At 55.5% G+C, this 21,380-nt stretch carries 15 protein-coding genes, 2 tRNA genes and 1 pseudogene; 9 read left to right on the forward strand and 9 right to left on the reverse strand.

From position 1 onward, the window contains the following. Positions 1-5: 5 nt before the first annotated feature. The 3 genes from EDF81_RS05345 to arcC are packed head-to-tail and all read left to right on the forward strand — an operon-like array spanning position 6 to position 3,622. The gene (locus tag EDF81_RS05345; protein ID WP_123346934.1) at positions 6-1,217 is read left to right on the forward strand and encodes a YgeY family selenium metabolism-linked hydrolase; all 1,212 of its coding nucleotides are present in this window, start codon (positions 6-8) and stop codon (positions 1,215-1,217) included. 53 nt (positions 1,218-1,270) lie between these two features. Continuing rightward, positions 1,271-2,677 carry a dihydropyrimidinase gene (gene hydA, locus EDF81_RS05350; protein WP_123346936.1) on the forward strand — a complete coding sequence of 469 codons (1,407 nt, stop codon included), beginning with the start codon at positions 1,271-1,273 and terminating at the stop codon, positions 2,675-2,677. A 12-nt stretch (positions 2,678-2,689) separates the two neighbouring features. After that, complete coding sequence (gene arcC, locus EDF81_RS05355) at positions 2,690-3,622, forward strand: carbamate kinase (protein WP_123346938.1); 933 nt, start codon at positions 2,690-2,692, stop codon at positions 3,620-3,622. Positions 3,623-3,670: 48 nt separating this feature from the next. Here arcC and EDF81_RS05360 read toward each other — a convergent pair. Then, a pseudogene (locus EDF81_RS05360) lies at positions 3,671-4,492 on the reverse strand (XdhC family protein); the annotation flags it as partial. A 522-nt stretch (positions 4,493-5,014) separates the two neighbouring features. Here EDF81_RS05360 and ygfK point away from each other — a divergent pair. Together ygfK and ssnA are read left to right on the forward strand one after the other, a co-directional pair. Then, positions 5,015-8,119 carry a putative selenate reductase subunit YgfK gene (ygfK, locus tag EDF81_RS05365; RefSeq protein ID WP_123346940.1) on the forward strand — a complete coding sequence of 1,035 codons (3,105 nt, stop codon included), beginning with the start codon at positions 5,015-5,017 and terminating at the stop codon, positions 8,117-8,119. A 2-nt stretch (positions 8,120-8,121) separates the two neighbouring features. Next, positions 8,122-9,450, forward strand: coding sequence for a putative aminohydrolase SsnA (gene ssnA, locus EDF81_RS05370; protein ID WP_184999483.1), 1,329 nt, complete (start codon positions 8,122-8,124; stop codon positions 9,448-9,450). A gap of 65 nt (positions 9,451-9,515) precedes the next feature. Here the strand turns inward: ssnA and EDF81_RS05375 are convergent, their stop codons facing one another. Then, entirely contained in the window at positions 9,516-9,992 is a 477-nt protein-coding gene (locus tag EDF81_RS05375) for a 4Fe-4S dicluster domain-containing protein (RefSeq protein ID WP_123346944.1), read from the reverse strand. Beyond that, the gene (gene ygfT, locus EDF81_RS05380) at positions 9,989-11,929 is read right to left on the reverse strand and encodes a formate-dependent uric acid utilization protein YgfT (protein WP_123346946.1); all 1,941 of its coding nucleotides are present in this window, start codon (positions 11,927-11,929) and stop codon (positions 9,989-9,991) included. Before ygfT ends, EDF81_RS05375 begins: the two co-directional genes overlap by 4 nt. A 461-nt stretch (positions 11,930-12,390) precedes the next feature. Between ygfT and EDF81_RS05385 the strand changes: the two genes are divergently transcribed. Further along, a complete protein-coding gene (locus tag EDF81_RS05385) occupies positions 12,391-13,866 on the forward strand; it encodes a nucleobase:cation symporter-2 family protein (RefSeq protein ID WP_123346949.1) in 1,476 nt (491 codons plus the stop codon). 59 nt (positions 13,867-13,925) lie between these two features. Here the strand turns inward: EDF81_RS05385 and EDF81_RS05390 are convergent, their stop codons facing one another. The 4 genes from EDF81_RS05390 to EDF81_RS05405 all read right to left on the reverse strand — a co-directional run bounded on the left by EDF81_RS05390 (position 13,926) and on the right by EDF81_RS05405 (position 18,694). Beyond that, complete coding sequence (locus EDF81_RS05390; RefSeq protein ID WP_404851473.1) at positions 13,926-14,516, reverse strand: NTP transferase domain-containing protein; 591 nt, start codon at positions 14,514-14,516, stop codon at positions 13,926-13,928. Positions 14,517-14,560: 44 nt separating this feature from the next. Continuing rightward, positions 14,561-15,019, reverse strand: a complete 459-nt coding sequence (locus tag EDF81_RS05395) for a (2Fe-2S)-binding protein (protein ID WP_123346953.1) — start codon at positions 15,017-15,019, stop codon at positions 14,561-14,563. A gap of 12 nt (positions 15,020-15,031) precedes the next feature. After that, a complete protein-coding gene (locus EDF81_RS05400; protein ID WP_123346955.1) occupies positions 15,032-18,247 on the reverse strand; it encodes a molybdopterin cofactor-binding domain-containing protein in 3,216 nt (1,071 codons plus the stop codon). Positions 18,248-18,604: 357 nt separating this feature from the next. Beyond that, positions 18,605-18,694 (reverse strand) — tRNA-Ser (locus tag EDF81_RS05405). Between the two features lie 92 nt (positions 18,695-18,786). On the opposite strand from EDF81_RS05405, the gene mtfA reads away from it, so the two are divergent. After that, entirely contained in the window at positions 18,787-19,584 is a 798-nt protein-coding gene (gene mtfA / locus EDF81_RS05410) for a DgsA anti-repressor MtfA (protein WP_123346957.1), read from the forward strand. Positions 19,585-19,684: 100 nt separating this feature from the next. Then, positions 19,685-19,760 (forward strand) — tRNA-Asn (locus EDF81_RS05415). A gap of 101 nt (positions 19,761-19,861) precedes the next feature. Here the strand turns inward: EDF81_RS05415 and EDF81_RS05420 are convergent. Beyond that, positions 19,862-20,107, reverse strand: coding sequence for a YmjA family protein (locus EDF81_RS05420; RefSeq protein ID WP_123346959.1), 246 nt, complete (start codon positions 20,105-20,107; stop codon positions 19,862-19,864). A gap of 41 nt (positions 20,108-20,148) precedes the next feature. Next, a complete protein-coding gene (locus EDF81_RS05425) occupies positions 20,149-20,631 on the reverse strand; it encodes a cold-shock protein (RefSeq protein WP_123346961.1) in 483 nt (160 codons plus the stop codon). Between the two features lie 406 nt (positions 20,632-21,037). Between EDF81_RS05425 and EDF81_RS05435 the strand changes: the two genes are divergently transcribed. After that, positions 21,038-21,295 carry a colicin E3-like toxin immunity protein gene (locus tag EDF81_RS05435; protein ID WP_123346966.1) on the forward strand — a complete coding sequence of 86 codons (258 nt, stop codon included), beginning with the start codon at positions 21,038-21,040 and terminating at the stop codon, positions 21,293-21,295. Positions 21,296-21,380 lie beyond the last annotated feature (85 nt).

Below are 21,380 nucleotides of genomic sequence, written 5' to 3' on the forward strand. Positions count from 1 at the left end.
TATTCATGGCTAAACAGATCCCTTTCAACCTCATCGTTGAAAAAGCAAACCACTATCAGAAAGAAATGACCCGCTTCCTGCGCGATATGGTCGCCATCCCCAGCGAAAGCAGCGACGAAAAGCGCGTCGTGCACCGCATTAAAGAAGAGATGGAAAAAGTCGGTTTCGATAAAGTTGAAATTGACCCGATGGGTAATATCCTCGGCTATATCGGCCACGGCCCGCGCCTGATCGCAATGGATGCCCATATCGATACTGTCGGGATCGGTAACATCAAAAACTGGGACTTTGACCCCTATGAGGGCATGGAGACCGATGAGCTGATCGGTGGCCGTGGCACCTCGGACCAGGAAGGGGGAATGGCCTCAATGGTCTATGCGGGAAAAATCATTAAAGACCTCGGTCTGGAAGATGAGTACACCCTGCTGATCACCGGCACCGTTCAGGAAGAGGACTGTGACGGTCTGTGCTGGCAGTACATCATCGAGCAGTCCGGCATCCGCCCGGAGTTCGTGGTAAGCACGGAGCCCACAGACTGTCAGATTTATCGCGGCCAGCGAGGGCGGATGGAGATCCGTATCGACGTCCAGGGCATTAGCTGCCACGGCTCTGCGCCTGAACGCGGTGATAACGCCATTTTCAAAATGGGGCCCATTCTGGGCGAACTGCAGCAGCTTTCGCAGAATCTCGGTAACGACGAATTCCTGGGCAAAGGCACGCTCACCGTTTCTGAAATATTCTTTACCTCCCCAAGCCGCTGTGCCGTGGCCGACAGCTGCGCCGTCTCTATCGACCGTCGCCTGACCTGGGGCGAGACCTGGGAAGGCGCACTGGAAGAGATCCGCGCCCTGCCCGCCGTGCAGAACGTCGGGGCGGCGGTCTCCATGTACCACTATGATCGTCCCTCCTGGACCGGCCTGGTTTACCCCACAGAATGCTATTTCCCGACCTGGAAAGTAGAAGAGGACCATCACACCGTCCGCGCCCTGAGCAATGCCTATGAGGGTCTGTTTGGTAAAGCGCCGGTCGTCGATAAATGGACCTTCTCCACGAACGGGGTTTCCATTATGGGCCGCCACGGCATTCCGGTTATCGGCTTTGGTCCGGGTAAAGAGCCGGAAGCCCATGCTCCGAACGAGAAAACCTGGAAATCCCATCTGGTGACCTGCGCCGCGATGTATGCCGCCATTCCGTTAAGCTGGCTGGCCACAGAATAAACGTTCTTGACCGTTCCCGCCGCCCTCGGCGGCGGGACACTCCGGGGTATTCTATGCGCTTACTGATAAAAAATGGCCTCATCGTTAACGCTGACGGACGGGCGAAACAGGATCTGCTGATCGAAGAGGGCCTGGTCAAACGTCTTGCCGACAACATTGACGTTGAGCAGCCCTGCGACATCATTGATGCCGCCGGATGTTACGTGATGCCCGGCGGGGTCGATGTTCATACCCATTTCAATATTGATACCGGTCTTGCCCGCAGCTGCGATGACTTCTTCACCGGCACCCGTGCCGCCGCCTGCGGCGGGACGACCACCATTGTTGACCATATGGGCTTCGGTCCGCCGGGCTGTCACCTGCGTCATCAGTTGGAGGTGTACCACGGATACGCCGCCTACAAGGCCGTTATCGATTACAGCTTTCACGGCGTGATCCAGCACGTTAACCCCGCCATTCTCGATGAAATCCCGATGATGGTCGAGGCGGGCATTAGCAGCTTCAAGCTCTACCTGACTTATCAGTACAAACTCAATGATAACGACGTGCTGCAGGCCATGCGCCATCTGCATCGTGCCGGTGCGCTGACCACGGTGCATCCGGAAAATGACGCCGCCATTGCCCAGAGGCGCGCCGAGTTTATTACCGCCGGGAAGACGGCACCGCGCTACCACGCCCTGAGCCGTCCGCTGGAGTGCGAGGCCGAAGCAATTGCCCGCATGATTAACCTCGCCCGGCTCGCCGGGAATGCGCCGCTCTATATCGTGCATCTCTCTAACGGCCTGGGGCTGGATTATCTGCGCCTCGCCAGAGCCCGGAATCAACCCGTCTGGGTTGAGACCTGCCCGCAATATCTGCTGCTCGATGACCGCTGCTACGAACGGGAAGATGCGCTCAAATACCTGCTTAGTCCACCCCTGCGCAATGCGAGCCACAACGATGCCCTGTGGTGCGGTATTGCTGACGGTTCAATTGATACGGTTGCCACCGACCACTGCACCTTCTCGATGGCGCAGCGCCAGCAGATCTCCGAGGGTGACTTCAGCCGCTGCCCGAACGGCTTACCGGGGGTGGAAAACCGCCTGCTGCTGCTGTTCTCTCACGGCGTGATGAGCGGACGTATTTCACCTGAACGTTTCGTGGCGCTGACCAGTACCAACCCGGCGAAACTGTTTGGCCTGTGGCCGCATAAAGGCCAGCTGACACCCGGTTCTGACGCCGATGTGGTCATTATCGATCCGCAGCTCACCACCACCATTCGCCACGAGATGCTGCACGACAACGCCGACTACTCCCCGTGGGAAGGCTTTATCTGTCAGGGTGCCATCCGTCAGACCCTGTCCCGTGGTCGGGTGATTTTCGATAACGGCGTCTTTACCGGCCGCCCCGGTCAGGGCCGTTTTTTACGCCGCAACCCCTTTTCCGACGCTTACCTTTCCCTCAGTCACGCAGAGTATTAAAGAGAGGAGTCTATGAGTAAAAAAATTGTTCTCGCCCTGGGCGGGAATGCGCTTGGTGAAGATCTTGCCGGGCAAATGCAGGCGGTGCAGCAGACCTCCCAGGCCATTGTGGATTTGATTGCCCAGGGTCACCAGGTCGTGGTAACGCACGGTAACGGCCCGCAGGTGGGGATGATTAATCTCGCCTTCGAAGCTGCCGCCCATACCGAAGCGCATACGCCGATGCTGCCGATGTCGGTGTGCGTGGCGTTGAGCCAGGGCTATATCGGCTACGATCTGCAAAATGCGCTGCGGGAAGCGCTACTCTCCCGCAATCTTGATACGCCGGTCGCGACGCTTATTACCCAGGTCGAAGTTGACGCCAACGATGAGGCTTTCCGCAATCCGACGAAACCTATCGGCTCTTATTTCAGTAAAGAAGAGGCTGAAAAGCTGGCTCAGCAGGGCAATAGCATGATCGAGGATGCCGGTCGCGGCTATCGTCGCGTGGTCGCCTCACCGAAGCCCGTGGACATTATCGAAAAAGAGACGGTCAAAACGCTGATGAATGCCGGCCATGTAGTCATCACCGTGGGTGGCGGCGGGATCCCGGTGATTCGCGAGGGCAAACATCTGCGCGGTGCCAGTGCGGTCGTCGATAAGGACTGGGCCAGCGCCAGGCTGGCGGAGATGATCGATGCCGATATGCTGATTATCCTCACCGCCGTTGAAAAGGTCGCCATTAACTTCGGTAAACCCAATGAACAGTGGCTCGAAAAGCTCTCTCTCAGCGATGCCGAGCGCTTTATCGCCGAGGGTCATTTCGCCAAAGGCTCTATGCTGCCGAAAGTGGAAGCCGCCGCCGCTTTTGCCCGCTCGCGCCCCGGCCGCAAGGCGTTAATTACCGTATTGAGCAAAGCGAAAGAGGGAATTGAAGGAAAAACGGGGACGATTATCAGCCAGTGAAAGCCGTGCCGGGTTTTCACCCGGCACGTTAGCCTACTGGCACTCTTCCCCGGCGATAATTTTCAGCCTGTGCAGCGGCGGGTTGTCCTGCATCATCAGGCCACCAGCGGCATGGTTCTTCACCTGCAGAAGCTCAGCCAGGACGCTGATGGCAATTTCCTCCGGCGTCTCGGCACCAATGTTATACCCCACCGGCGCGTGCAATCGGGCGATGTCAGCCTCCGCAACGCCGCTCTCGCGTATCTGCTTTAAAAAGACCTGAACTTTGCGCTGGCTGGCCAGCAGGCCCAGCCAGGCGACCGGCTGAACAATCAGTTTATCCAGCGCGGCGCGATCCTGATTATTGGTCGCGATAAGCACAAAATCCTCCGCACGGACTGCCATTTTATCGACAACGTCAGCAAAGGTTTTTGCCGCGATTAAGTTGGCCGATGCAGGAAAACAGTCCGGATTCAGACTCTCTTCATAAATATCACCGACATAAATATCAAAATCCAGCAGCGCTGCCGCCCGGGCAACGGCGCGATTGACATGGCCCGCACCAATCAGCACCAGACGCGTCCGCAGCCCGTGGACGCTGATGTACACCGTCATTGCACCGCCACAGTCGGAGCCTACCGCATCACTCCCGCTACGCGCCATTCGTCCGTGAAACATTCTCGACGCCTTTTCGCTTAGTGCCTCAAGCGCCTCATCAATGACCTTGCGCTCAACCATACCGCCGCCGATGGTGCCCACTATGGAGCCGTCGCTGCGCACCAGCATCTGCGCTGAATGCCGGGGCGTGGACCCCCGACTGTCTACAATCTGCGCCAGTGCAAATGGACGGTTCTGTTCCTCAAGCTTTGCTGCTTCTGCGAAGATATTCATAACAACCTCAGCCAGTTTGTTATTCTGATTCATCCCTGCATCACCTTTGCCCTTACGCATATTCTCAGTTTGAGAAAAGCCAGGGACAAAAGGAGAGTCATAACGTCAACATCTTATGCACAATGCAATATCCGTGCACGTTAGCGGGATTCAACGTTAAAGCGTGAACGCCATCATCTTACCGGCCCCAAATATCGACAAGACGTGCACCAGATAGCCTTGTCAGATTGCAAATATAACAAGGCGGCGTGATAAAAAAGGCCGCACATTATCATTGTGATATTTTCTCTGTAGTTTTGAGAAATAACCCATCCTTGCCAAAAGGAGTGATTTTAATTCTCATTAAGCCATCGTGAAATTATTCCCCGCGCTCCCCTTACCTTCGACTTACTTCACAACTTCAGCAGATGGCAAGGCCTTAATTAAATAACTGGTGTGATTGTTGCTCCTCCTCTCCCGCTCCGTCGGAATGATGAACAGACCGGCAATGTCGATACCACTAATTAATCTAAGGAGAGGGTTATGGGAGACATTATGCGTCCCGTCCCGTTTGAGGAACTTTTGACGCGCATTTTCGATGAATATCAGAATCAAGGTTCGATATTCGGTATCCCCGAACGGCAGTTTTATTCGCCCGACACGCCGCAGCAGGTCAACGTATTTGGCGAGAATTGCGCAACGCCTGTCGGCCCGGCTGCGGGGCCGCACACTCAACTGGCACAGAACATTATCACCTCCTGGCTCACCGGCGGACGGTTTATCGAACTGAAAACCGTGCAGATCCTCGATCGCCTTGAGCTGGAAAAGCCCTGCATCGACGCAGAAGATGAATGCTTTAACACCGAGTGGTCAACGGAGTTCACCCTGAAGAAAGCCTGGGACGAATACCTTAAGGCCTGGTTTATTCTCCATCTCCTGGAAGAGGTGTTCCCGCTGACGCCCGATAAGAACGGCAGATCATTTATTTTCAATATGAGCGTTGGCTACAACCTCGACGGTATAAAACAGCCGCCGATGCAGGAATTTATCGACAGCATGATGGATGCGTCCGCCCATCCTAAATTTGCTCAGTACCGGGATACCCTCAACCGCTGGGTGCATGACGAAACGTTCATTACCCGTCTCAAACTGGAAACGCGCCGCTCGCGGCTGGAGGGCCTGGCCCAGCGGGTGCCCGCTACGCTGGTTCATGGCGTGACCCTTTCCACAATGCACGGCTGCCCGCCGGACGAAATTGAAGCCATCTGCCGCTATATGCTGGAGGAGAAGGATCTTAATACCTTCGTCAAGCTCAACCCGACCCTGCTGGGCTATCCACGCGTGCGTCAAATTCTCGACACCTGCGGCTTTGGCTATATTGGCCTTAGCGAAGAGTCCTTCGCACACGATCTCAAGTTAGGTCAGGCTCTGGAGATGCTTACCCGTCTGCTTGCGCTGGCACAAACGCGCAATCTTGGCTTCGGCGTCAAGCTGACGAACACGCTGGGCACGATCAACCATAAAGGCGCGCTGCCGGGAAACGAGATGTATATGTCCGGCCGGGCCCTGTTCCCGCTGTCGATTAACGTCGCCGCCCTGCTCTCTCGTGAATTCGACGGCAAGCTGCCTATCTCCTATTCCGGCGGTGCCAGCCAGCTGAATATTCGCGACATTTTTGAAACGGGTATCCGCCCGATCACCATGGCAACCGACCTGCTAAAACCCGGCGGCTATCTGCGCCTGAGCGCCTGCATGCGCGAACTGGAAAACGCCGACGGCTGGGATATGACGCAGGTCGATGTCGCACGTCTGAACGCGCTGGCGGAAAAAGCCGTCAGCATGGCTTACACCCAGAAGCAATGGAAACCAGAAGACCGTATTGACGTTGCCAGGCCGCTGCCGATGACCGACTGCTATGTCGCTCCCTGCGTCACCGCCTGCGCCATCAAGCAGGATATCCCGGAATATATTCGCCTGCTGGGCGAGCATCGCTACGCCGACGCGCTGGAGCTGATCTATCAACGGAATGCGCTACCGGCGATCACCGGCCATATCTGCGATCATCAGTGTCAGTACAACTGCACCCGCCTGGACTACGACAGCGCCCTGAATATCCGCGAACTGAAAAAAGTGGCGCTTGAGAAGGGCTGGGAGGAGTACCAGAAGCGCTGGCATAAACCGGCGGGATCCGGCGCTATGCATCCGGTCGCGGTCATTGGTGCCGGCCCGGCGGGACTGGCTGCGGGCTATTTCCTTGCCCGGGCGGGTCATTCGGTGACGCTGTTTGAACGTGAGGCCAGTGCCGGTGGCGTGGTGAAAAACGTCATTCCCGCATTCCGTATCCCCGGCGAGCTGATTCAGCAGGATATTGATTTCGTGGTCAATCATGGCGTGAAGATTGAGTACGGCTGCGACCCGCATCTGACCGTTGAGAAACTGCAGCGGCAGGGCTTTCGCTATGTGCTGGTGGGAACCGGCACGGAAAAAAACAGCGGCGTGACGCTGTCCGGTGACAACCAGAATATCTACACCTCGCTGCAGTTCCTGCGCGAGTTCAATCGCGGCGACAGCCTGCAACCGGGCAGGCACGTCGCCATCGTGGGTGCGGGTAATACCGCCATGGACTGCGCCCGTGCGGCACTTCGTATTCCCGGAGTGGAAACGGCCACCATTATCTATCGTCGCTCGCGGCAGGAGATGCCGGCCTGGCGTGAAGAGTACGAAGAAGCCCTGCAGGACGGCGTGCAGTTCCAGTGGCTCAGTAACCCGGAGCAGTTCAACGCTGACGGCACGCTGATCGTGCGGGTTATGGCACTGGGCGAGCCCGATGAAAAAGGTCGTCGTCGTCCGGTTGCAACCGATGAAACCCGCACCCTGCATATCGATATGCTGATCACGGCCATAGGCGAACAGCAGGACTGCGAGGCGCTGGCGGCAATGGGCATTCCACTGGATGCGCAGGGCTGGCCGGAGGTAAGCCCCGATGGTGAAACCCGTCAGGCAGGCGTCTTCCTGATTGGCGACGTGCAGCGAGGCCCCTCTTCTATCGTCTCGGCTATCGGCAACGCCCGACGCGCCACGGATATCATTCTGGCGCGGGAAAATATCGCCAGCCATCACGGCAATAAGGCCTGGAGCAATGTCGACCCCGCCGATATCTATCTGCGCAAAGGTCTTATCGCCATCGATCGCGTCGATAAAGACGATCGCGACGCCTTTGTTGCCCAGGAGGTCAGCCGCTGTCTGGAGTGCAATTACATCTGCAGCAAGTGCGTCGACGTGTGCCCTAACCGCGCCAACGTCTCTGTGGCGGTACCGGGCTTTCAGAATCGCTATCAGACGTTGCACCTTGATGCGTACTGCAATGAATGCGGAAACTGCGCTCAGTTCTGTCCGTGGCAGGGGAAACCCTACAAAGACAAAACCACCGTCTTCAGTCTGGAGCAGGATTTTATCAACAGCAGCAATCCCGGGTTCTTCGTCGATGGCCATCGCGTTCACGTCCGTCAGGACGATCGTACCTGGCAGCTCGACATTAACGACGGGGGTCAGTTCAGGGACATTCCACCGCAGCTGAATGCGATTTGTCGCATTATCAGCCATGTCCATCAGCACCATAACGCGCTACTGGGGGAGGTTGAACGATGAGTATCGTCATTCTGAGAAACGCGACGGCCGTGCAAATTTATCCGGCGAAAGTATGGGAAAAGGTTGATATTGCCGTCGAAAATGAACATATCCTGGATATCGGCCCGGGGCTGGTAGAGCGCTATCCACAGGCGCACACAAAAGAGATGCACGGTCGGCTGGTCATGCCCGGCATGGTGTGTTCTCACAACCATTTCTACTCTGGCCTGTCGCGCGGTATTCAGGCCAATATCGCCCCCAGCCCGGACTTTATCTCAACGCTGAAAAATCTGTGGTGGCGCCTCGACCGGGCGCTGGACGAGGAGTCTCTGTACTATAGCGGGCTGATTTGCGCCCTGGAGGCCGTGCGCAGTGGCTGTACCTCCGTGATCGACCATCACGCGTCTCCGGGCTATATCGCCGGCTCTCTGAGCCAGCTGCGTAACGCCTTCCTCAGGGTCGGACTGCGCGGTATGACCTGCTACGAAACCACCGACCGTAACGACGGTCTCAGTGAACTGCAGGCGGGCGTCGAGGAGAATATCCGCTTCGCCCGAGAGATCGACGCCGCACGGCAGAAAGGCAACGAGCCATATCTGGTCGAGGCCCATATTGGCGCCCACGCGCCCTTCACCGTTTCCGATGACGGGCTCTCTATGCTTAGCGAAGGGCTGAAGGCGACCGGTCGCGGACTGCATATTCACGCTGCCGAAGACCGCTATGATGTTTCCCATAGCCATCATCACTACGGTAAAGACCTGCTGATCAGGCTGGCAGAGTTTGACCTTATCGACAGTAAAACGCTGATTGCGCACGGCTTGTACCTTTCCGACGCGGATATCGAACTGCTCAACGCCCGGGACGGCTTCCTGGTACATAACGCCCGTTCAAATATGAATAATCACGTTGGCTACAACCCCCGGTTGCCGCAGATCCGCAATCTGGCGCTGGGCACGGACGGTATTGGCTCTGATATGTTTGAAGAGATGAAATTTGCCTTCTTCAAACATCGTGATGCCGGCGGACCGCTGTGGCCGGACAGCTTTGCCCGCGCGCTGAGCAACGGGAATGAATTGCTGAGTCGCAACTTTGATGCCCGCTTTGGCCGTCTTGAAGTGGGCTATAAGGCCGATCTCACCATCTGTGACTATCTGCCACCCACGCCGCTTATCGCTGACAATATCGCGGGCCATATCGCTTTCGGCCTGGGTGCGGGCAGCGTGCATAGCGTGATGGTTAACGGAAAAATGATCTACGAGGACCGCCGGTTTACGTTCGACTGTGCGGCCATCTTCAAAGAAGCGCAGAAGGTGGCGAAAAAAATGTGGGAGCGAATGGACGCTCTGCCCTGATGCGTCCTTCTGGTCAATAGCCCCAGCCCGGTCCACCAGGTCCGGGCTTTTTTATCCAGAGAGTTCTAGAGGGTGAGCAGCGCTGCGGTGGCGATATTGCGCTGCTTTTGCAGCGCGGTCAGCTGAGGCTCGGTCATTTTATTCAGGGCCGCCGTCGGGCAAACGGCGACGCAGGCCGGGCCGCTCTGCCGCCCGGTGCAGAGATCGCATTTCACAATCACCGGAGCGTGCCCGGCGCTGACCTCAATGGCGATCGCCCCAAACGGACAGGCCGTCACACAGCTCTGGCAGCCGATGCAGCGCCCGGCGCTGGCTTCGACTCTCTCTGGCCCGATGGTTAACGCCCCGGTCGGACACGCCCTCACGCAGGGCGCATTCTCACATTGATGACACATCACCGGAACGCTGAGCGTATTAAGGCGCATGACCTTCAGGCGCGGGTGAAACTCCGCGCCTGCGGTCACATGCTCCAGAGCGCAGGCAACTTCACAGGTCCGACAGCCAATACAGGCCTGCGCGCTGGCGACAATAAAGCTGGTCATACTCCCTCCTTGCGTTTAAACAGGGTCAGCATCTCATCAGCGGCACGGCGTCCGGCCATCATGGCGGTCACAACCAGATCCGCCCCCGTGACCGCATCGCCTCCGGCGAAGATCTTGTCGTTGCTGGTTTGGGTGGTGCCACGCCCTTTGCCCCCGGTACAAATTTGCCCCCAGCGATCCAGCCGGATGTCGTGACCACGCAGCCACGGCATATCGTGAGCCTGGAAACCAAAAGCCATGATCAGCACATCGGCAGGCAGTTCAAATTCAGACCCGGCAACCGGCTGCGGACGACGGCGACCGTCCGGCCCGGGTTCCCCCATTGCCGTGCGGATCATGCCGACGGCGGTCACCTGGCCTTTGCGACTGCGCTGGATATACTGCGGCTGGACGTTGAACTGAAACTCAACGCCCTCTTCCCTGGCGTTCACCACCTCTTTTTTCGAGCCTGGCATACTCAGTTCATCGCGACGGTATGCGCAGGTGACACTTTCCGCCCCGCGCCGCACGGCGGTGCGCAGGCAGTCCATCGCCGTATCGCCACCGCCAAGTACCACGACACGCTTGCCCTTTATCTCCGTTAGCGGCGACCCGGCGTCCTCCTCAAGCCCCATCACCTGACGGGTGCTGGCGATCAGGAACGGCAGCGCCTGAATCACGCCGGGTGCCTCCTCGCCTTCCAGGCCGGCCGCCATCAGGCCGTAGGTCCCCACGCCCAGGAAAACGGCATCGTATTTTTCTACCAGCTCGTTGAAGGCAACATCACGCCCAACCTCCTGATTAAGATGGAACTGAATGCCCATATTGCTAAAGATTTCGCGGCGCACGGCGAGCACATGTTTATCCAGCTTAAACGGCGGAATGCCGAAGGTCAGAAGGCCGCCAATTTCCGGATGACGGTCAAAAACGTCAACCTGCACCCCTGCACGCGCCAGAATATCCGCACAGCCCAGCCCGGCGGGACCGGCACCGATAACCGCCACCCGCTCTTTACGCGGCGTCACCTCTCCCACCGCAGGTCGCCAGCCCATCGCCAGCGCGGTATCGGTGATGTACCGTTCAAGATTGCCAATCGCGACCGAACCCCCTTCGTTTTTGAGGGTGCAGGCCCCTTCACAGAGCCGGTCCTGAGGACAAACGCGGCCGCAAATTTCCGGCAGAGAGCTACTTTGATGACACAGTTCCGCCGCCTCAATAACACGGCCTTCTTTAACAAGGCGGATAAAATCAGGGATATGGTTGTGCAGCGGGCAGGTCCAGTTACACCACGCTTTACGGGAACAGTAGAGACAGCGCTCGCTCTCATAGTCGGCATCACATTCACCCAGCCGTTGATAAATCTCTTCGAAGTGCGTTTTTCTGACCGCGGCGTCCACTTTTTTCGCCCCAATGCGCGGGGCTTTATCGAGGATAGCCTTACGCTGCGCGCCACGCGTGGACGGCAGCGGCTGCCCTGTCGCCGAACGGATCTGGCGTTCACGACGCAGTTGATTCAGGCCGGTTTCATCCATCAGCCGCAGCGCCCGGGTGGGACAGGCGGCGACGCAGGCCTGTTCCCCGGAGGGATGCTGGCGGCAGAGATCGCACTTTTGTGCCAGCAGCGGCGCATCCTCATCTCTGGCAGCCATTTCAATGGCGCCAAATGGGCAGGCAACAACACAGTTCTTACAGCCAATGCACAGAGATTCGTTAAACTGAACGCTGTTACTGGCATAGCACAAGGCCTGGGTCGGACAGGATGAGACGCAGGGCGCGTCGTGACAGTGATGGCAGGTCGTGGCGCTGCTGGCGTGACGGTGGAAGAAAACGCGAATGCGCGGGAGAAAATCAGTACGCTGCCGGGGCCAGTCGTCCTGATTGTGCGACGTGACACAGGCTACCTCACAGGCATGGCAACCAATACAATTCTCGGCATCGGCAACGATAAAGTTATTCATTGGCTTCCCTTTTATTATTTTAAAAACTCACACCTGGATCGCGATGCAATAATCAGGCGTTTTTTCTCTTTTTATTTATGCGGGAATCATTGTTGCGAGCCACCTCAAAGAAAATATCCCCTGCGCCGCCGGATGCAGGGGATATAACTTTCCACGCAGCATTCAATACCAAAATGAGAGCGCTTTTATCTCAATGTGATACTTGTTATTTCTGTTCCCCTGATAAAAACGTCCTTCTCCCTTTTTCTTCCGCCACTCTATTTAGCGACTCGTGATTTATTTCACAAATATACATTTCGATAGCCAGTACGTGCATTTCCTGGCACAGCTTGCGCATATCAGACTCAGTGCGCACCGCACGCTGATGATGGCATCAGCTCAGGGAGGCAGCGACCTTCGAATCGTAACTTCGTCTCGGTTCATCCATACCAGAGCGAAGTCGTACAGGAGATAACAACGTCATGAAAGATATTGCCACTCCGGCCTCAGGCTCCACGACATCAACCGCGCCGGTTGATGAGGTTCTCCCCTTCACACAAATGGTTCTCTATGGCCTTCAACATGTGCTGGTGATGTATGCCGGTGCGGTGGCCGTTCCGTTGGTGGTGGGTAACGCGGTGGGTTTGCCCGCAGAACATATTATTTTACTGATCAGCGCCGACCTGTTCATCTGCGGCTTCGCCACCATCGTGCAGTCTCTGGGCGTCACGCAGTGGCTGGGCTGTAAGCTACCGCTGATACAGGGCTGTACCTTTGCCGCCCTGATCCCGATGGTACTGATTGGTAAGGAGTACGGCATAGGCGGCATTTCCGGGGCCGTGGTGGTTTCGGGGATTTTCATCCTCTGCTGCGCGCCCTGGATCAGTAAACTGATCCGCTTTTTCCCGAAGGTCGTGATGGGCGGCATCGTGACGCTGATCGGCCTGTCGATTTTACCGGTTGCAGGCGGGTGGATTGGCGGAGGTAACAGCGAAATGCACGGTTTCGGCCAGCCGTTCGCCCTGTTAATGGCGGCCATCACGCTGGTCATTATTCTCAATATCTACACCTTCGCCTCCGGGGTGCTTAAAAATACCTCGGTACTGATAGGGCTGATCCTGTGTACCGTCCTGTGGTGTTTTTTTAAACCGCTGGATTTTAACCTTGTCAACGCGACGCCCTGGTTCCATCTGCCAAGGGTGATGCAGTTTGCCAGGCCTGAATTTCACCTTATTCCCGTCGCGTTGCTGTCGATGGTCATGGTGGTGGTGATGGTTGAAACCATGTCATCCATGATGGCGACCGGCGATATCGTGGGCAAGAAAGTCGATGCCAGAATGTTACGCAACGGTCTGAATACCTGCGGGCTGGCAACCACGATTTGCGGATTTTTCAATCTGTTCCCCTATGCCGCCTTTGCACAAAACGTCGGGCTGATTGGCCTTACCGGGGTACGCAGCCGCTTTGTGGTTTCGGTGTCCGGCGTCATCCTGATTGTGATGGGCCTGTTCGCCAAGATGGCGGCGCTGGTGGTATTGATACCCAAACCGGTTCTGGGCGGTGCCGGTATTGTGATGTTTGGCATGGTTGCCGTCTCCGGCATTCGTACCCTGGGCCAGGTCAATTATCGAAATAATAATAACGGTATGGTGGTCGCACTGACCCTCGGCATTGGCATGCTACCGGTGCTGGTGCCTAATCTGTTTCACCAGTTCCCGCCGATGGTGCAGCTCTTTCTGCATAGCGGTATCACCATTGGTACGCTGACCGCTATCGTCGCTAACCTGACGCTTAACGGTAGCGTGCCCTTCAAGGTGTCTCACGATGCCCTCGTCCCCGATCCGCTACCCCCCAGCACTGCGGCCCGCAATATGGCCGTCAGGACCGTCAGAATGTGGCTGCTGCTGCGTAAGGTTCAAAAGGATCGGCAATTGTCGCAGCCGGCGCAGGAGGAGTAATACGAACGACAGGTTGGGGATGCGCGGGTAATGACAGGGGATTCAACCCCTGTCATTTTTCATTGCAGAAACGTAAGCTGCGCGAGCGCCTCATACTGTGCCGGGGTATCGACGTCCCAGTGGATACCCTGCTCGCTAACGGGGACCACATGCGTCCCCAATTGATGGATAATATCTTTAAGCGTTTCGCCTTCCGGTGCATGCTTGATCATGGCTATCGCTTCCTCAGGCAACAGGACGGGATGGCCTTTACCCCGATCGTATCCAGGAATAAGACAAATGCCTTCCTCACGATGCTGCCATAGCGTCCTGTAGACGCTGGGTTTGACCTCAGGCATATCTCCCAGGGCAAGAAAAAAGCGCGACGATGTTATTGACGCCACGCCACGCTGGATAGACGAGAACATTCCGGCCCTGTAGTCCGGATTGAAAACCACATCGATTTTCGGATGTTCCTGGTAATAACTTCTCAGCTCATCTCCCCGGAATCCGGTAACGAGCACAACCCGATCGCAAAATGATAATGCACTGTCCAGGGCGCTATCCAGAATGGTTCCCGCTCCCCACGGCATCATCATTTTCCATTTGCCCATACGCCGGGAAAGGCCCGCCGCCAGAATAATGCACTCCTTCGTATTCTTCATCAGGATCCCTCCACGCCACCGCCGCTTATCGCGGCGGCGTGCGTTGATCGTTACGCCTTCAGAACGGCTTTAATGGACGTAATGATGGGCTGATATCCCGTGCAGCGGCAGAGATTACCCTCAAGCGCTTCCTTGAGTTCCTCATCGCTCGGGGACGGGTTTACATCCAGTAGCGCTTTCGTGCTCATTAACACGCCGGGCGTGCAAAAACCGCACTGGACGCCGCCGTGGCGGATAAAAGCATTCTGCAGACGTCTGCCTACCGGATCCTCGTAAAGTGCCTCAACCGTGGTCACCTCAGCCCCCTGACACTGCGCAGCAAGGAGCAGGCATGAGCAGACGGATTTCCCGTCCATAATCACGGTGCAGGCACCACACTCCCCGACAGAACAGCCTTCTTTGGTGCCGGTCAGCTGCAGATCTTCACGCAGAAAATCGATCAGTCGCAGGTTATCTTCAACATCGCGAACAACGCGGATACCATTCACTTTAAGCTCAATACGGTTCATGTTCATGGCTCCTTATTGTTTCTGCTCGGACATGACTTCCAGCAGCATCTGCCGGAACATATCGATAAATACGGGAATTTTGTAAGGTGCAGACCAGCGCCCACCGATGGCTTTTTCTATCAGATCGCTCAGAACGGCCGCAGCGCGTTCAATCGTTTCTGTATTCAGGGGCTGACCAACCAGCGCCTGCTCGACGTCGGCTAACCGCTGCGGTTTACTCATCAGCGCCCCGTCCACCAGTCGACAGACCTGAACAATGCCAGTGGCGTCCAGGCTGAACTGGCCGGTCAGGCTCTGACGGGTGATATTCAGCGCATTGCGACGACCAAGCTGTAAGTAGCGGTTTAACAGGGGCTGTTTCATCGGCGCCGGGATGATAAAGCGCGTCAGAAGTTCACCAGTTTCAAGAACGGTGCGGTATCCGCCGGTCACAAACTCGCTGACCGGCATACGCCGCATGCCCCGCACGCTGTGCAGCTCAACTTCCGCGTCGTAGATAATCAGGGGTGGCATTGAGTCGGCGCAGGGCGCGGCGTTGACAATATTCCCGCCGACGGTGGCCCGGTTGCGCAGCTGCAGCGAACCCACGGTTTTACAGGCGGTCACCAGCAGAGGATAGCGCTGCTGGATCAACGGATGGTTCACCAGATCGGTAAAGCAAACCCCGGCACCGATGGAAATACCGCCATCAACGTCAAGGATCGCTTTTAATTCAGGCAGTGCGGCAATATTCACCAGCGGCACGCTGTCAGAGCGAAAACGGGCCTGCACCAGAACATCCGTACCACCAGCAATCGGCATGGCGTTATTTTCCGCCAGCAGCGTTAACGCTTCCTGCAACGTTTTTGGCACGATCAGCGACAGGGAATTGAGGCGCTGCACCTGCTTTTTATCACCGGAATCCAGCATCTGTTCGCTCTGACGCTCGGGTTTCTTCAGGTTATATCCCAGTCGTACCTGTTCAAGCGTCAGCGGCAGCACGCGGTTGCGGCGTTCGATGGCAAAGCTGACGGCATTATTTAACGCCGCTGCGCCAAGCTCCAGCACCGGCTCGCCAATGACCTTACCGCCCATTGGCCCCGCTTTGTCGTAATTTTCAACGGCGACAACGTTTATGTTCGGCATATCTTTAATGGTGGGTAGCAGATAGGTGTCAAAGTTTTCCGACTTGACGATACCGTGTTCGGTATTGAAGTCCTCAAGCATGCCGTAACCAATCATGCCCTGCATAACGCCACCGTATACCTGGCCGACAAAACCCACCGGGTTGATAACTTTGCCCACGTCGTGCGTCGCCACAACGTTATTGACCGTCACTTTACCCGTGCGGATATCGACCGCGACGTCGGCGAGCTGGCAGCCGTAGACCCAGGTAAAATAGGGACTCCCGCTGCCTTTTTCTTCATCCCAGTGGATGGGAGGTGCAACGTGCCAGCCGTAAGAGGATAAGTTTTCGCCCGTGGCTTTGGTCATATCCACAACCTGCTGGAAGCTGAGACTTCGTTCAGGATGCGCCCGATGGAAGACTTTTCCCTCCTGCCAGACAAGATCGTCAATCCCCTCTGCCTGTAGCGTCTCTTTGATCGCCGCCGCCATGCGTTTCTTAATTTTATTGGCCGCGCTGAGAATCGCCTGCCCGCCCATCAGCGTTCCGCGGGAAGCCACCGTGGAACCGCCATCGGCTATCATGGCCGTCGCAGGCTCGGTAAACATCACGCGTTCCAGCCCGATGCCAAAGGCCTCCGCCGCCAGCAGCGACATGGTGGTCTGTAATCCCTGTCCGTTCTCAGACACGGAGGTGGAAATATTAATACTGCCGTCGGCGTTGACCTGAATTAACGCGGAAGAGGCGTCAAGACCTTCGGCCCCAAGAGAGCAGCCGCGATGGCTTAACGCAAAGCCAATGCCGTAGCGGATCGGCCCACCTTTTGCGTTAAGCTGCTGGTAGTGAGCCCGTTTCGCCTCGTACTCGGCTTTACGCAGCGACGTCTCCAGCACCTGCTGCGCGGAGACGGTATGTTCACTGAACACCTGTCCCGCCATGCTGGTATCGCCCTGCTTGAGAACATTACGCAGACGCAGTTCGACGGGAGAGAGCCCCATCAGCTCAGCCACTTCATCCATCAGGGATTCGTTGGCAAAGATCACCTGTGGCGCACCATAGCCCCGGTAGGCCGAGGTATAGTTATTGTTGGTGTAGACCCCGGTCACATCGACGCGCACGTTGGGGATATTGTAAGGGCCTGCCGCCTGAACGGAGCTACGCCAGGTCACGAACATCGTCTGGCCCGAGTAGCTACCGCCATCGGCAATAATGTCGATTTTTATCGCCTGAATACGGGCATCATCATCCAGACCAATGCGATACTTCATTTTGTAAGGATGGCGTTTGTAGCTCTCACGCATGGACTGTTCGCGGTTGTATGAAATTTTCACCGGACGCCCGGTCAGATGCACCAGCAGCGATGCGCGACAGGACAGGTTATCAATGATGTCATCTTTCCCGCCAAACGAACCGCCCAGCACCGAGCGCCTGACGTTGACCTTAGCCTGAGGAAGGTTGAGATACGTGGCGACAATAGTGCGGGTACGGTGCGCGTTTTGAATCGACCCGGCAATGGTCATAATCTGTTCATTATCATCCAGATACGCCGTGACTGATTCAGGCTCAATATAGCCATGCTCCTGAAAACCGACCTCGTACTCGCGTTCGAAAATATGCGTGGATGCGGCAAAACCGGCGTCGATATCGCCTTTAACCGTGTGATGGTGATTAATAATGTTGCTGTCCAGCTCGCTGTGAATCAAACGAGCACCCGGCTTCATGGCTTCTTCAGGAGAAGTAATCGGCACCCAGGGCGTGTAGCTAACCTTGATCTTATCGACGGCAATGCAGGCCGCCTCATAGGTTTCAGCCGCGACCACGGCGATCACATCGCCCCGATAGGCAATTTCATTTTCAATCAGAGGCGGATAATCTGGAATAATGGCCCCGAGTTTGCGCTGGCCAGGAACATCCTTCCATGTCGCAATTTTGACGACGCCGGGTACGTTTTCAGCATCGGAAAAATCAACAGAATCAACGCGTCCGGCGGCGATATCAACATAGCGGCATACGCCAAATAGCATGCCTTTCATCCTGATATCATCGCCGTAAATCGCTTTACCCGTGACTTTAGCAAGCCCGTCTACGCGGGGTACTTCCTTGCCCACCAGCACTGTATCCATCTTATTTATGCTCCAGCAACCAGAAAAGATAACCGGTTGAAAGCAATGGCTGTGCCATTTAGCAGGGAGGAGTAAAAAGGAGGCTGGATATGTGAGGTAAATCCAGAAAAGGGGTCAGGATAACGTAAACCGGGCCGTCTTATGTTTTGCGCGATTATCAAAAAGAGATGTTGTGTATCACTCTGAGAAATAGCGCAGCCGGATAACGTCACGACTTAGTTCACAAAATGAAGGACATAGTCGCAAAGCGCTACCCTATCCGGCGGGCGAAGTGATAACGTGTGGGCTGAATTTAAGGCCGATATGACCGGGATTGTACCAGGCTGGCCTCAAAGCGTTTAAGAAGATAAAAAAGAGTGGCGGAGAGAGGGGGATTTGAACCCCCGGTAGAGTTGCCCCTACTCTAGTTTTCGAGACTAGTCCGTTCAGCCGCTCCGGCATCTCTCCGTAATGTGGTTGCCATGATGCCGGGTTCTTTGGCATTTTAACAGTCCCCGTCTCCTCTATTTTGTTCAAGTGACGAGTTTGCGAGCAAAACGATGATAAAGTGGCCCTGGAAAGCAAATGAAAGCCAGCGTACTCCCGAGATACCGTGGGAAAAAGCGCTGGCCATTCCCGTTCTGGCGAATCTCTCTGCCGACGAACAAACCCGACTCGTGCAAATGGGCGAGCGCTTTTTGCAGCAAAAACGCCTGGTCGTCCTGCAGGGGCTTGAACTTGATGCCCTGCAGAGCGCTCGTATCGCCCTGCTCTTCTGTCTGCCGGTGCTGGAACTGGGGATTGAGTGGCTCGACGGCTTCCATGAAGTGCTGATCTATCCCGCACCCTTTGTGGTAGACGACGAATGGGAAGACGATATTGGCCTGGTGCATAACCAGCGCATCGTCCAGTCCGGTCAAAGCTGGCAGCAGGGCCCCATCGTGCTGAACTGGCTCGATATTCAGGACTCCTTTGACGCCTCCGGTTTTAACCTGATTATTCACGAAGTGGCCCATAAGCTGGACACCCGCAACGGCGATCGCGCCAGCGGCATTCCGCTTATCCCCCTGCGCGACGTCGCCGGCTGGGAGCACGACCTGCATGCGGCCATGGATAATATTCAGGATGAAATCGATCTGGTCGGCGAAAACACCGCCAGCATTGACGCCTACGCGGCAACCGACCCGGCAGAATGCTTTGCCGTGCTGTCAGAATACTTCTTTAGCGCCCCGGAGCTGTTTGCCCCGCGCTTCCCGGCGTTATGGCAGCGTTTCTGCCATTTTTACCAGCAGGATCCGCTGCAGCGGTTACGTGAAAATGATGGCCTCCGGGATGAAGAACCGCCGCGCGTACACTAAAACAGCGTTATGCATTAAAGTTAATCAATCGAATCAGCAAGTTAAATTTAGTGTTGACACAAAAATGCGGGGCCAGTAGTATTCGCCCCGTTCACACGATTCCTCTGTAGTTCAGTCGGTAGAACGGCGGACTGTTAATCCGTATGTCACTGGTTCGAGTCCAGTCAGAGGAGCCATATTTAAGAAGCCCGCTTAAGGAAACTTAAGCGGGCTTCTTGCTTTTGCGGGCGGTAAAAAAGAGTGGGCACAGCGACATGCGTGTTGTGCCCTTTCGAATCTACTCGTTGCCCCACTGGTTGAGGAACATGGCGATCTCATCGATACGCTGCTCTTCAATACCGGCTTCGGTAGCCATCTCTTTCTGCGACGCTTCGCTGATCTCTTCGTTATTCATTAAACGCGTGATCAGCAGCTGGAAATAGTGCGCCAGCGCGTCGCGCTCTGACTCGCTTACAGGCTTTTCAGTCTCTGTCGCGTACTCATCTGCGATATCATAAAATTTAAGCGGTACGTCGTTGTTCATTATTTATCCCCAAAGATTAAATTTCTGCCTGACTATCACCGTCAAACCTTAAGCATTTTCACCGTTGCTTCCACGTCAATCTCATCTTCCGAGAAGATTAACGTCGAGCCCTGGAACGTGGTGATCGCCAGCTTTTTCAGCGAGCGCATTTCACCCGGCTTAGCGGCAGATTTCGGTCTGATATTGCCCATCAGCAGCCCGACAGAGAGCACCGCGTTCTCTTTGTCGATACCGGTATCGGCAGGCACTTCTTCACTGTACACCAGGTAAGATTTGATGGACGTCAGCTTAATTCGCTCGCCCGCGATAAAGATATATTTGCTTTCCGGCGCGACTTTTACCGCATAGGCCGACAGGCCCTTGTTATTGGTGGTGGGTTCAAACGTCACCGCCGCATCTTTCTTGATCAGATCGGGGTTGGCGACCTTAATCACATGAAAATAGCGGTTATCGCCATTTTCATCTTTGATAAAGCCAAAACCTTTATCTGCAAACCATGTTGTGATCGTTCCGTTCATCGCCATAACCGCCCACCTAATCGTTTTATCTACTCAAATTTTTGCAGCGCGCAGTGTAAAGCACAATGCCCACGCAGACTATGCCTTTGGCTTAAGTCTGGACGATAAATTTCAGCTGTGCGAGTAGAAAAGCACCCAACCGCCCAGGAAAAGTCTACACACCCTCGCCCTATCCCTTGAATTACGCCACTGTTCGGACCTGGCGTTACTGGCCTTCTGGCGATGCGCTGTTCGCTGCTATTGCTGAAGTTTTCGCGTTACTAAAGGGTCCGTGTAAGTTTAGTCTATGGGGTGTGGTGCTTTACGGCTTTCTGCCTCTGGAGAGCCGTAAAGCACAAGAAGAAGACATCAGGGATGCGGAGAATATGTTAACGATGATGAGGGAAACCCAGAATATCTTTGAGAGGACATTATGGGACTGAAATTAAGGCTTGAATGGTTTGAACGTAAAAGTGAAGAGTTTATTAGCGAAGAGTATTCAAAAGATTTTGGTGATGATGGCTCTGTCATCGTAAGCTTAGGCATGCCATTAGAAGACAATATCAATAACGGTGGTTTCGATGTTGAGAAATCATGGGTGCCTTTATTGCAACCTTATTTTAAAGACAAGATTGAAGTAGAGAAATACTGGTATCAGATTTCTTTTGACTACCGAGATGGAAACTGGTGATTTTTTGATTCATGGATGAATAGTCGATCTAACCGAGTCTGGCTACAGGGATGAGAGCCAGACTCTCCAGAAACAAAACGTACTG

This window comes from Enterobacter sp. BIGb0383, assembly GCF_003751845.1.
In the GTDB taxonomy this organism is placed as follows: Bacteria; Pseudomonadota; Gammaproteobacteria; order Enterobacterales; family Enterobacteriaceae; genus BIGb0383.

Bases quoted from the DNA above. Each gene is read 5' to 3' on its own strand.
- EDF81_RS05345 (WP_123346934.1), top strand. From the start codon at position 6: ATGGCTAAACAGATCCCTTTCAACCTCATCGTTGAAAAAGCAAACCAC.
- hydA (WP_123346936.1), top strand. From the start codon at position 1,271: ATGCGCTTACTGATAAAAAATGGCCTCATCGTTAACGCTGACGGACGG.
- arcC (WP_123346938.1), top strand. From the start codon at position 2,690: ATGAGTAAAAAAATTGTTCTCGCCCTGGGCGGGAATGCGCTTGGTGAA.
- ygfK (WP_123346940.1), top strand. From the start codon at position 5,015: ATGGGAGACATTATGCGTCCCGTCCCGTTTGAGGAACTTTTGACGCGC.
- EDF81_RS05375 (WP_123346944.1), bottom strand. From the start codon at position 9,992: ATGACCAGCTTTATTGTCGCCAGCGCGCAGGCCTGTATTGGCTGTCGG.
- ygfT (WP_123346946.1), bottom strand. From the start codon at position 11,929: ATGAATAACTTTATCGTTGCCGATGCCGAGAATTGTATTGGTTGCCAT.
- EDF81_RS05385 (WP_123346949.1), top strand. From the start codon at position 12,391: ATGAAAGATATTGCCACTCCGGCCTCAGGCTCCACGACATCAACCGCG.
- EDF81_RS05395 (WP_123346953.1), bottom strand. From the start codon at position 15,019: ATGAACCGTATTGAGCTTAAAGTGAATGGTATCCGCGTTGTTCGCGAT.
- EDF81_RS05400 (WP_123346955.1), bottom strand. From the start codon at position 18,247: ATGGATACAGTGCTGGTGGGCAAGGAAGTACCCCGCGTAGACGGGCTT.
- mtfA (WP_123346957.1), top strand. From the start codon at position 18,787: ATGATAAAGTGGCCCTGGAAAGCAAATGAAAGCCAGCGTACTCCCGAG.
- EDF81_RS05420 (WP_123346959.1), bottom strand. From the start codon at position 20,107: ATGAACAACGACGTACCGCTTAAATTTTATGATATCGCAGATGAGTAC.
- EDF81_RS05425 (WP_123346961.1), bottom strand. From the start codon at position 20,631: ATGGCGATGAACGGAACGATCACAACATGGTTTGCAGATAAAGGTTTT.
- EDF81_RS05435 (WP_123346966.1), top strand. From the start codon at position 21,038: ATGGGACTGAAATTAAGGCTTGAATGGTTTGAACGTAAAAGTGAAGAG.